The following is a 12549-nucleotide window of genomic DNA, read 5'->3' as shown; positions in this document are numbered from 1 at the left end:
AAAAGTAGATATTTACTCAACGTTCTCCCCCGTTTGGGGGATAGTAATTTTGTCGAAAGCAACTTAAGGTTAGTAGAGTTGTGTAAAAGGAATAAAAATAAAGAATATTTAAGGAGATAATATGAGAAAATTAGGAAGAAAAGTGACGGCTGTACTATTGGCGATAATGTTGTTATTAAGTACTACGCAGCAAATAGGTATATTTGGAGAGCATAAGGCATCAGCTGCTAATTCAGATTTTGCTGGTGGAACGGGAGCTCAAGGTGACCCGTATCAAATTTCAACTGCTGGTCAATTGAATGCTGTTCGTAATTATTTAGGTGCTGATATTTACTTCAAATTGATCAATGATATTGATTTAAGTAGTTATAAAACGAACGATTCAGGAAAAGGATGGGAGCCAATAGGAACTACTCCTAGTGATCCGGTGCAATTTAAGGGGGTCTTTGATGGTGCTGGCTATAAGATCAGTAACCTGTATATTAATAGACCCCAATCTCATTATCAAGCCTTATTCGCATATACAAATTATTCAACAACGATAAAGAATATTAAACTTATTGGTGTAAATGTTAATGGAGGCCAAAATTCAGGTAGCCTAGTTGGACAGAATAATGGTACGGTCAGTTTTGCTTCCGCTTCAGGAGAGGTTAGTGGTACTTATTTTGTCGGTGGATTGATAGGCAGAAACTACGGAGGTTCTACTGTTAATATTAACTCTAATGTAAATGTAATTGGTACTATGTATGTAGGCGGTTTGATAGGGTATTCTGATGCTGGTATTAATAAGAGCTACGCTATCGGCGACGTGAGCGGGAGCAGTGAAATAGGTGGCTTAGTTGGTCATAACAGTTCTTCCATTCAGAATAGCTTCGCACTAGGAAATGTTACTGGTACCGATAAAATAGGTGGTTTAATTGGAAACAATCAAGGACCAGTAAGCAATAGTTACGCGAGTGGTAAAGTAACGGGTGTTACTAACACAGGTGGATTAATTGGGGTCGTAACTTACGATCAAACAATGAGCAATGTTTTCTACAATAAGGAGACAACTGGCCAATCTGACAGTGGTAAAGGCATGCCAAAATTAACAGCAGAAATGCAGCTAAAAGCAACATACATGAACTGGACTTTCGATGCTAATGTTTGGACGATAGACCCTTCACATAACAACGGCTATCCTTACTTGAGTGAATTACTTAGTCCTGAGCATGTCATCTATTCAGGAAATGGGAATACGAGTGGAACGCCTCCAATCAGCAAGCTTTATCCGAAAGGTCAAGTTATAAGTGTTGCAGGCAATACAGGAAGCTTAGTTAAGACAGGCTCCACTTTCGTTGGATGGACTACGAAAGCAGACGGTAGTGGGTTTCGGTATCAACCAGGACAATTATTTCCTGTAGATGCTGACACAACTTTTTATGCACATTGGTTGCTTACTCCACCTGTCCTAACAGCAGATACGACAGATAATGATATTGTTAGCCCTATAGAAATCACATTTAATGATGATTCAACATGGAGTGATGCCATTATAGAAATTAGCTATGATGGAGAGGAACTCGATGAAGATGATTACTCTATTGATGAAGGCAAGATTACGATAGAAGCAAACGTATTATCAGCTGGTACCTATACGATCGCAGTAGCTGCCGAAGGGTATGCGGACGCAACGGTGGTACAAACCATTACACCAAGCACTAGTTTAAACAGCTTAATCCTAAGTAATGGTCCATTAAATGAGACATTTACGGCTAAAGTGACAAGCTATACGCAAAATGTTGATTATGCTGTGACTAGTCTAACAGTTACGCCTACAGTAGCAGATCCGTCAGCCATTGTGGAAGTAGCTGTGAATGATGCAGATAGCGAGATCGTTAATAGTGGAGAAGTAAGTGCTGCGTTACCACTTAAAGTGGGAGATAACACGATTACGATAACGGTAACTGCGGAAGATGATGAAGATGAGTTTACCAAGACGTATACAATTATCGTGACTCGTAAAGCAGCAAGTCTTGATTTAAGTCATTTAGTACTAAATAGTGGTGGGTTAAATAAGACATTTACTCCTTCAGAGACGAGTTATACGCAAAGTGTAGAGAATGCAGTAGCGAATCTAACGGTAACCCCTACAGCAGTAGAGCCAACAGCAGTTGTGAAAGTAGCTGTGAATGATGCAGATAGCGAGATCGTTACTAGTGGTGAAGCAAGTGCTGCGCTTCCACTTAAAGTGGGAGATAACACAATTACGATAACGGTAACTGTTGGTAATGAGCCTTCAAAGGTCTATACCATTGTCGTGAATCGTAAGGCGGCGCCTACTAATACAGATTCAAATGGTCCAATACCAAACAGTAACAAAGATGTTACCTCAACAAATGGTAAAATAACGATTCCGACAGATAATACAGGAAAAGTTAGTTTAGATAATGAAGTGACGGTTGAGATTCCAGTAAATGCTGCTAATAAAGACTTAACGATCACAATTGATAAAGTGCTAGAAACAAATAAACTTCTGGCTAACAATGAAATACTAGCTAGTAAAGTATTTGAAATTCTAAAAAATGTCCCAGAGAATTTTAGTAAATTGGTTACACTGACCTTTGTGTTTGATACGACAAAAGTAGGTACTAACCAAAGACCAGTTGTATTCTATTATGATGAAGTGAATAAGAAATGGATAGAAATTGCTAATGGTAAAGTAAGCGGAAATCGTATTACCGTATCCGTGAATCATTTTACAAAGTTTGCTGTACTCGCTGTGGATCAAAACGTTGATCAATCAGTAGATCAACCCGTGGATATCCCAACAGTTGATGTGAAGTTTAGCGATATCGCTGGACATTGGGCGGAAGCAAGCGTCAATCAAGCGGTATACGGCGGCATCGTCAAGGGTTACGCAGATGGCACATTTAAGCCCAATGCTACTGTAACTCGTGCAGAATTCTCGGTTATGCTGATGAATGCACTGAAGCCGCAAGAAGCAGGTGCTGAGCTGACATTCACGGATTCGGCGAAGATCGGAGCCTGGGCGCAGAAATCTGTTGCTCAAGCGGTACAAACAGGCATTATTAAAGGCTATACGGATGGTACCTTCCGTCCTAATACATTCGTAACACGCACCGAAATGGCAGTGATGATTGCGAATGCGCTCAAATTATCAATCGAAAGTGACGTCGCAACCTCTTTCGCAGATGACAAGGCTATCCCAGTCTGGGCAAAGGGTTCAGTGGAAGCATTGAAGAAGCTTGGTATAGTCAAAGGTACGGGTAACAAATTCAATCCTAGTGCCCAAGCAACAAGAGCAGAGGTAGTTATCATTTTACTGAACATGCTAGAACAATCTAAGTAATATAGTCAATAATTGAAGGGACCTGTCTCCGTAAGGGGGCGGGTTCTTTCTGATATAATGACCTACTCTCCTAGTGCTCACCCAAAGCCGAGTTAATAGAAAAAATCGAACAACGCCTATCAAAAGAGCTCCTTCCCAGCCCAGTTGCTCGAAATAATCGTACAACGTGCTCCAAAAGTGCTCCCCCAAAGCCCAGTTGCTCGAAATAATCGAACAACGCCCCTCAAACATGCCCCAACTCAGCCCAGTTGCTCGAAATAATCGAACAACGCCCCTCAAACGTGCTCGATCCCAGCCGAGTGCTCGAAATAATCGTACAACGCCGCTCAAACGTGCCCCATCTCAGCCCAGTTGCTCGAAATAATCGAAAACAGCACATCTCCCACCAAATGTAGCCTTTTTCCAGCCACGAACTTTACTCACAAACCTTTCTTCTTTAGCCCCGGTGTGTTAGAAATGGATATGTAGTTTTTGCACGGGGAAGGAGCGGGACATGAGAAATCTTAGCTTTCAGAAGAAGCTGTTTATTCAATATTCTATCGTTGTCTTTGTGATCATCGCTCTGTCGGTGTTCGTCTTTTATCGATACATTGTGAAAACAACCGAAGAAGAAGCGATGAAAAACTTAAAGCAGCTGACCGCCCAAGCTTCGCAGCAAGTCGATACTTTCCTGCAGGGAATGGACCATACAGCGTTGCAGGTCATGGGCAATCCTAGAATTGTGGAAGTTATGGAGCAGGCACAGGAAAGCTACAGCTCGGGCAACTATTTCAACATGAACTCTCGCGTCGCATTCGAGGTCGGAAGAAATCTAACGGCCATTTTAGGACCCAAAGTGTCGGCCTCCCGGATCAGCGTATATAATTTGCAGGGAGATTACGTCAGCATGGGAACGCTAGAGGAAACGCCTTCAGATATCGAACGTTTCCTCCATGGCAAGGAGATCGTCACGCTGTACGATAAGGTCACTGCGCGAAAGGGCAAAGAGTTGATCCTTGAGCCGCATCCCGACTTCTGGTCGGATGAGAAGGATAGAAGTGTAATTTCCGTATTCCGGATGATTAAGGATATTGGAACAGGAAAGGCGTACGGGATCGTGGAAGTTCAGCAGTCTTACAGCATGCTGAAGGATCATCTAGATTTCCCCAATCTGTCCAACGTACAAGCATACCTGTTTTCGGAGGAGGGGAAAGCGATTGCTACAGCTACGGATGAGCCTGGGGTATTAAGCAACGCAAACCTCTATTTTTCTCCTACCGAGGCTGGAATCCTTCAACATCGTATGGTTAACGTCCACGGCAAGCAAGAGGTCGTCATTCTTACCAAGTCCGCATTTTCAGGCTATACGCTTGCTTTAGTGCAAACGAGGGACGATCTGTTCATTACGAAGGACGCAACCGTGAAAATATTATTTTTCAGCGCATTAAGTCTGATTCTGCTTACGGCTCTTGTGCTGTATTTATTGTCTCAATCCTTAACCAAGCCACTTAAGCAATTAAGAGTGTCCCTCAATAATGTCAGCTTAAACAGGTTATCTATCGAGCTAGATCAGCCGAAACAGGTGAATGAATTTATATTGCTTAACCGAGCCTTCGAGGCGATGTTCAGAAGATTGAACGAATCCGTATCTCAAGAAATTAAAGCTCATTTGCTCGCTATGCAGTCACAAATGAATCCCCATTTTCTCTATAATATGTTAGCAGTAATAAGTGCTTCCGCGGTAGAATCGGGCAATGATGCAATTTCGACGATGTGTTATAAGCTTTCCAAGATGCTGCGTTACGTATCCACATTGGACGAGCAGGAAGTCACGCTGGAGGATGAAATGACTCATACCCACAACTACCTCGACCTTATGAAAGACCGGTATGAGGAAGGTCTGGAATACGATATTCAAGCGGTGGGAAATCAATTATCGAGCGTGAGAATTCCGAAGCTTATTTTGCAACCCCTTGTAGAAAATTGTTTTCAACACGCTTTCAATACGGTTGAATCGCCTTGGTTTATAGGAATAATAGTTAAGGCAGAAGAAAATGGTTGGTCGATTACGGTGTCGGATCGGGGAACAGGGTTTGATGAAGGTGCGCTCGCTAACCTAGAGAAAAAAATAGCAGATGCCATTGTCAATTCGAATTCTCTTAACATCAATGGGTGGCGTATAGGAGGATTGGGATTGGTCAATACGATTGTTAGATTAAAGATGCTTTATCGAGGAGATTTTTATTATCGAATAGAAAAAAATGGATCCACAGGGACCCGTGTAACCATAGGAGTGGCAACTAGATGAACCTCAACATTCTCATCGTAGAAGATGAACCGCCGATTGCGAGAAGTCTTAAAATTATGATCGAACAATTTCCGAACATGAAGGTCGTCGCTTGCGCCGCACAAGGCGTAGAGGCTCTGAAATGGCTGGAGCGGGAGGAAATTGATATCGTTTTTACCGATATTAGCATGCCTGTCATGGGTGGGATCGAGCTTATGTCGAAAATTCATGACCAGTATCCCGATATCGTTACCGTTGTTGTCAGTGGGTATCAGGAGTTCGAATATGTAAGGAGCGCACTTCAGTACAAAGCATTTGATTATATGCTGAAGCCTGTGTTCAAGCCTGACCTACATCAATTGCTGGACAAGATTGGGCAAACGATCCGCATTAGCAAAAAAGCAATACAGAAGCGGCAGCTTCTTGGCCTGTTGAACCGGACACCACGGGCGATACCTTTCCATGACGCTTTGCCGAGCCTGCCCTGGTACACGGTTGCCGTTGTCTGTGCGGGAACACTGCCTAATGTGTATTCTGATAGCAAAATTCCGGCAAGAGAGTATTGGTCGAATATCGAATGGAATGATGTTTTGTCTCTGGGCAACGAAGCTCATCATTTCTGGGTTCTGGACGGAAGAACGGCAGCGGAGAAAGTTATTGTCGGTGCGTTCATGAGGATGGAGGATAGATTGTTGCTAGAACAACTGTATGCCAAGCTACCCGAAGACCTCTTTGTCACTATGGTTATCGGTCCTGCAATGGCGCAGAAAGAAGAGATAGCTGAGATGAATGATGCTCTTAGATCAATTCTTTATCGGACCGTTTCTATCGGCCAATCTCAAATCTGTTTCGTAGAGGCATCGGAGCTGAAAGATCGAAGCATGCAAGAGCAAAGACTAATGCTCGATTCCTCTGAGATAGAGTCATTGGTTCTTAATTTGAATCGTGCCCAGCTCGATGCTGCGGAACAAACCTTACGAGATTTGTTCGACCGATGCTCGGAGAAGAAAGTGCCCCAGGCTGAGTTGGAGTCATTGCTGCTGCAAATTGTTCATCGGGTCGCCAGATTTTCCGCGGGACAGGATGTCAATCTAATCGAAGTGGAAATCGAGATCGGGGAGACGATAATGCAGGCCGTTTCATATGAGAGCCTCTTGAAGGATGCCATAGATCTATTCGAGAAAGTAGGCAAACAATATAAAGCTGAGGATATACCACCAATCGTTCTCGACGTCGAGCAATATATACAGGAGCATTACGCGGAATCGATAACGAATATTGATTTATCCAAACGTTTTGGTTTCGTTCCATCCTACATTACAAAGCTGTTTCGTGCACACAGAGGAATGTCACCCTCGCAGTACATGACTCGAATTCGGCTGGAAAAGGCAAAGGAAATCATCCGAAGCCAGCCACGATTAATGCTCAAGGAAATTGCTGAAATGGTGGGCTATAACGACCCGCTCTATTTCAGCCGTGTTTTCCATAAAGAGGTCGGTGTGTGGCCTAGTGAATACAAGCAGGGATGAAAGCGTTTGCGTTTGTCCATGTGCAGTTTCATTTGATCCATTTATGGAGAGTGGCTCCGTAACTATACTTAAGACAAGCGATGAGAGACATGCATCGCAAACATACAAAGGGGCGGGATATATGTCGAGCAAGAACAAGGGCTTCAAATGGTTGACAACGGTTTCAATGTTATCTGCTCTGTTGATTGTAAGCGCATGCGGCGGGAACAACAACAGCAGCAACGGGAATGGCAGTGCACAACCGAGCCCGGGCAGTACCGCAGGTACAACGGATAAGGCACCTTATACGATCACTTATTTGACGTCACAATCCCGAATGCAGAATGCGATGAAAGATATGGCAGAGGCGCTTAAGAAAGATGAGAATATTACCGTCAATTTCGAAGTTGTACCCGACAATCAATTTCAGACCTTACTATTAACGAAAATCGCTTCTGGAGAAGTGCCAGACGTAGTTGACATCAATGCTCCTGAAACGTTCCCAGTATATAACGCTTTGGAAAATTTCGAGGATTTAAGTGCTGAGCCTTGGGTGGCAAGACTAAATAATTCTGATCAGTACAAGTACACGGATGACAAATATTATGCCTATCCGACTACCGCACCGGGACTAGTTGCCGGAGCTTACTACAACAAGCAAGTCTTTTCTTCGCTCGGCTTGGCCGTTCCGAATACCTATGCAGAGTACATGGCCGTGCTCGATAAAATCAAAGGAGCTGGAATTACGCCGATCTATATGAGCAACAAGGATACTTGGACGACTCAAATCCCAATGCTCGTTAATTTCGGTGCGGCATTAGGCGATAACGCCAATGAAACCTATACGGATCTGATTCAGAATAAGAAAAAGTTCGCTGACGTTCCTGAGTTTAAACAGGCACTTACTGATTTCCAGCTTCTTGTGAAAAATGGCTACGTCAACAAGGATCATGTCACGGCAACGTATGATATGAGTCAACAAATGCTCGTAGAAGGCAAAGCAGCGATGGTCGTTAGTGGTAACTTCTTGCTTACAGACATCATGAATAAGTGGCCGCAAGCGGATATTGGATTTTTCGCCATTCCCTATAACGACACGGACAAAGTCATTTCAGCCAGTATCTTTACAGGTATTGCTGTTATGAAGAACGGCAAGCAGGTAGAAAAGGCGAAAAAATGGTTGAATCTCTGGACACAGCCGAAATATCAGGACATAAACTTCAAGATCAATCCGGGTTTGCCGGCAATGAAAGATGTGGACGGCGGCGAGCTGCACCCTGAAATTCAAGCAGCGTACGATAAGTACCTAAAAACCGGTAAAGTAATCTACCAGTTGAACGACTTTTTCGCTCCTGCAGGAGGCTTCCTGGACAGCAAGCTTTGGCCGATTTATGTAGAGGTCGCTATGGGCAAATCCGTGGATTCTGCTATTAAAGATATCGACAAGGAACTTCAACAATTCGGCAAAATTAAAAAAATTCCTGGCTTTGAATAATCGAAAGGGACGGTTTCAATCGGGAAGCCGTCCCTTTCCCTAAGTCTGGCGCAGAATGGAGTTCAAAATATGAGTAAAAAGACTTCAAGCTTGTATAGCTACACGTTAACCTATCCAGCCTTAGCGATATATAGCGTCTTTTTTGTTCTTCCGGTAGTAGCGGGGATCTTTATGGCTTTCACGGATTGGCAGTCGAGTCAGATTCTAAATCCGTCCTTTAACGGACTAGAGAATTTCAGGATTATCTTTCATGACGAACGATTTATTAAGTCGTTAACGAACACGCTCTGGTTCGCTTCCATTACGATGATTTTGAAAGTCGTGTTTGGCCTTCCGCTAGCATTGGCGTTAGTTAAGCCGTTGATAACGAGAGGATACCTGAGAACGATTTTCTTCTTCCCAGCAGTCCTCAGCGCCGTAATTATCGGAATTATGTTCTCATCATTATTTCAGATGGATAGCGTAGTCGATCAGTTTCTTCAATTTTTTGGAATTCATACGGGAGTCAACTGGCTAGGACAGGGCGATACAGCAATGGCGGTCGTTATGTTGACCGATGTGTGGCAGTGGACGGGTCTTACGATGATTATTTTCCTTGCAGGCTTGCAAGGTATTCCCAACGACTATTATGAAGCTTCGAGGATTGACGGGGCTTCGGCCTTTCAACAATTCAGGTTAATTACTCTTCCGCTTCTTGCTTCTTCTTTTACTATCGTATTCACTCTAAGCCTGATCGGCGGGTTGAAGGTTTTCGCTAACGTTTATGTCTTGACGAACGGAGGCCCCGGCTTCTCAACACAGGTTTTGTCGACTTATATTTATCAGGCCTTCGGATCTGGTTTGCTCGGTCTGTCTAGCGCGATGGGGCTGGTCCTTACTATCTTAGTTACGCTCTTGACGCTATTGCTGAACGGCTATCTTCGCCGAAAGGAGCTTGAAATGTGATGGCTTTACGTAAAAATTACAAACTATGGCTTCTCGAGGCGGGATTGCTGATTATGAGCCTCGTTATAATCGTGCCTTTGTTGATTATGATCTTTGGTTCCTTGAAATCTCCCGCAGAAGCTGCTCAGTTCAGCATTAAACCTCCTTCGGAATGGCATTGGGATAACTACAGCTTCGTTATTCAATCAGGGGGGATAATTCGCTCCTTCGGGAATAGCACCATCATTACGGTTTTCTCGCTACTGCTGACGGTTGTTGTCTCCAGTGCGGCGGCTTTCATCATCTCCCGCAGAAGGTCGAAACGTTCCGAAGGAATGTACATTTTCTTTCTGATCGGTATGATTGCGCCTATGCAGATTATTACCACGTACGCCGTACTGAAAATTCTTCATCTGACGGGGAGCTTTACGGGTGTCATTCTTATCAATGCGGCGATGAATATTCCACTTAGTATCGTTATGTTCTCCGGGTTTGTTAAAGGTATTCCACGTGAGATCGACGAAGCGGCAGCCATTGATGGCTGTGGAACGTATCGCTTGTTCGGGATTATTATTTTGCCATTGCTGAAGCCCGTAATCTCGTCCAACATTATCTTCTTGTCTCTCGGGATTTGGAACGACATTATGCTTCCGATCTACTTCTTAAATGGTGAGAAATGGACGCTACCTTTGTCCGTGTATCAATTTTTCGGTCAATATTTCAGTAGTTGGAATTATGTGTTCGCGGACATCGTTATTTCCGCCGTTCCGGTTGTCGTTCTTTTCCTAGTTGCTCAGAAATACATCGTTTCAGGTATGATGTCAGGAGCGCTCAAGGGATAAATGATGATAAACCTATCAATGAATTCATCTGAAACTAATAACAATATCCGTATTTATGGAGGGCTTGAACAATGGAAAAGTCTTATATCGAGCAAAGAACGGAAAGAACGGAATGGTTTCTGGAGGACCGTTTCGGAATGTTTATCCACTGGGGTTTGTATGCAATTCCTGCAAGGGGCGAATGGGTAAGAAGTGACGAGCAGATTAGTGTGGAGGATTACCAGGTCTATTTCGATGAGTTCAATCCGCAAAGATACGATCCTCGGGCATGGGCTAAAGCGGCTAAAGCAGCAGGCATGAAATATGCTGTATTAACGGCCAAGCATCATGATGGCTTCTGTTTATTCGATAGTAAGCTAACCGATTATAAAGCAACGAATACTAAGGCAGGCCGCGATCTCGTTAGCGAGTTTCTGGAAGCTTTTCGCGAGGAAGGACTTAAAGTAGGAATTTACTATTCCATTATCGACTGGCATCACCCGGATTATCCTGCTTATGGAGACCAGTACCATCCGATGCGGAACAATGAAGCTTATAAGCGTGACCCAAGCCGGTTCGACGTATACTTGGACTACATGCATGGACAAGTGCGCGAGCTGTTGACGAATTACGGTAAGCTGGATATTATGTGGTTCGATTTCTCCTATGGGGACATGATTCGGGAAAAATGGCGCGCGGCAGAGCTGATGGAAATGATCCGTTCCATTCAGCCTCATATTATCGTGGACAATCGGCTGGAGGCGAGCGGCGAAGGAGGAGGCAGCATCTATACGAAAAACCCGAGCTTCTATGCCGGAGATTTCGCTTCGCCGGAGCAGATCATTCCTCCAACCGGAGTAACCGACGAGGATGGTGTATCGATTCCGTGGGAAGCATGTATTACGCTGAATAATAACTGGGGCTACGGGGCGACGGACTTTAGATATAAGACGGCGAAGACCGTCATTCGCAGACTGGTTGAGTGCGTAAGCAAGAACGGTAATTTGCTTCTGAACGTTGGACCGGATGCACAAGGAGAAATTCCCGATGAGTCTCTCAAGATTCTTGAAGAGGTTGGGCAGTGGATCCGGCGCAACGGAGATAGTATTTATGGTAGCGGGCAAGCGGATTTTCCTAAGCCTGAATGGGGGCGTTACACGCAAAAGGGCAACAAGCTCTATGCTCATATATTCGAGGAACCAGTAGGCCCCATTAATCTGGCGGGTCTCGCCGGACGGATCAAGAAAGCGAGAATGCTGGCAGACGGCTCCGAGGTGTTCGTATCTCGTCCGTGGAACACCGTGATGTTCCCGGATAATGCTTTCTTCAACTTTGCGCGACCGGAGCAATTGACCTACCCGCTAGCGGATGAGCGCGACACTGTCGTTGAGCTGACTTTGATTGATTAGACGCTACTGGTGAGTGATTAATAGCTGAAGGCGTTGTTGCAGGTACAACCTACCTGCAACAACGCCTTTTGGCAGTTACTGAGTGAGCTCCCAGCCGCATTATTCGCAAAAACGAACATCTCCCAATAAACTAGCCTCTGTCAGACCGAGTTGCTCGAAATAATCTTACACCGCCCCTCAAGAGTGCACTCCCAAAGCCGAGTTGCTAGAAAAAATCGTACAACGTCCCTCAAAAGTGCACTCCCAAAGCCGAGTTGCTAGAAAAAATCGTACAACGTCCCTCAAAAGTGCTCCCCCAAAGCCGAGTTGCTAGAAAAAATCGTACAACGTCCCTCAAAAGTGCTCCCCCAAAGCCGAGTTGCTAGAAAAAATCGTACAACACCCTTCAAAAGTGCTCCCCCAAAGCCGAATTGCTCAAAAAAATCGTACAACGCCCTTCAAAAGTGATCTCCCATAGCCCAGTTAATAGAAAAAATCGTACAACGCCCTTCAAAAGTGCACTCCCAAAGCCGAATTGCTAGAAAAAATCGTATAACGCCCTTCAAAAGTGCACTCCCAAAGCCGAATTGCTAGAAAAAATCGTACAACGCCCTTCAAAAGTGCTCTCCCAAATCGTGCCCCCCAAAAAACTAGCCTCTGTCTAACCACGTTGCTCGAAAAAAACGAACATCGTCCCCAAGCGAGCCTCTTTATAGCATTTCTCGTGCTGGATCATGGGGTTATTCAGAGCCAGATATAGATACCCACGAGCAGCTATTGGCGGCTAAGGGTCCT

General features: G+C 44.4%; 7 protein-coding genes. All 7 read left to right on the top strand.

What is annotated here, in order from left to right; genetic code table 11:
* Positions 1-121 precede the first annotated feature (121 nt).
* The 7 genes from KCTCHS21_RS24375 to KCTCHS21_RS24345 all read left to right on the top strand — a co-directional run bounded on the left by KCTCHS21_RS24375 (position 122) and on the right by KCTCHS21_RS24345 (position 11775).
* Complete coding sequence (locus tag KCTCHS21_RS24375; protein ID WP_130614281.1) at positions 122-3352, top strand: S-layer homology domain-containing protein; 3231 nt, start codon at positions 122-124, stop codon at positions 3350-3352.
* Between the two features lie 493 nt (positions 3353-3845).
* Complete coding sequence (locus KCTCHS21_RS24370; protein WP_130614279.1) at positions 3846-5639, top strand: sensor histidine kinase; 1794 nt, start codon at positions 3846-3848, stop codon at positions 5637-5639.
* On the top strand, positions 5636-7147 hold the full coding sequence (locus KCTCHS21_RS24365) for a response regulator (protein WP_130614277.1): 1512 nt from the start codon (positions 5636-5638) through the stop codon (positions 7145-7147). The genes KCTCHS21_RS24370 and KCTCHS21_RS24365 overlap by 4 nt, the downstream gene beginning before the upstream one ends.
* A gap of 121 nt (positions 7148-7268) precedes the next feature.
* Positions 7269-8621, top strand: a complete 1353-nt coding sequence (locus KCTCHS21_RS24360) for an ABC transporter substrate-binding protein (protein WP_157994114.1) — start codon at positions 7269-7271, stop codon at positions 8619-8621.
* Between the two features lie 69 nt (positions 8622-8690).
* Positions 8691-9566 (top strand): carbohydrate ABC transporter permease, encoded by an 876-nt coding sequence (locus KCTCHS21_RS24355; RefSeq protein WP_130614273.1) that lies wholly within the window; start codon positions 8691-8693, stop codon positions 9564-9566.
* Positions 9566-10387, top strand: coding sequence for a carbohydrate ABC transporter permease (locus KCTCHS21_RS24350; RefSeq protein ID WP_130614271.1), 822 nt, complete (start codon positions 9566-9568; stop codon positions 10385-10387). Before KCTCHS21_RS24355 ends, KCTCHS21_RS24350 begins: the two co-directional genes overlap by 1 nt.
* Positions 10388-10458: 71 nt before the next feature.
* Complete coding sequence (locus KCTCHS21_RS24345; protein ID WP_130614269.1) at positions 10459-11775, top strand: alpha-L-fucosidase; 1317 nt, start codon at positions 10459-10461, stop codon at positions 11773-11775.
* Positions 11776-12549: the final 774 nt, after the last annotated feature.

It is taken from the genome of Cohnella abietis, assembly GCF_004295585.1.
Taxonomy (GTDB): Bacteria; Bacillota; Bacilli; order Paenibacillales; family Paenibacillaceae; genus Cohnella; species Cohnella abietis.
Note: the sequence above shows the minus strand (reverse complement) of the source record. Positions and strands in the feature narration are given on the sequence as shown.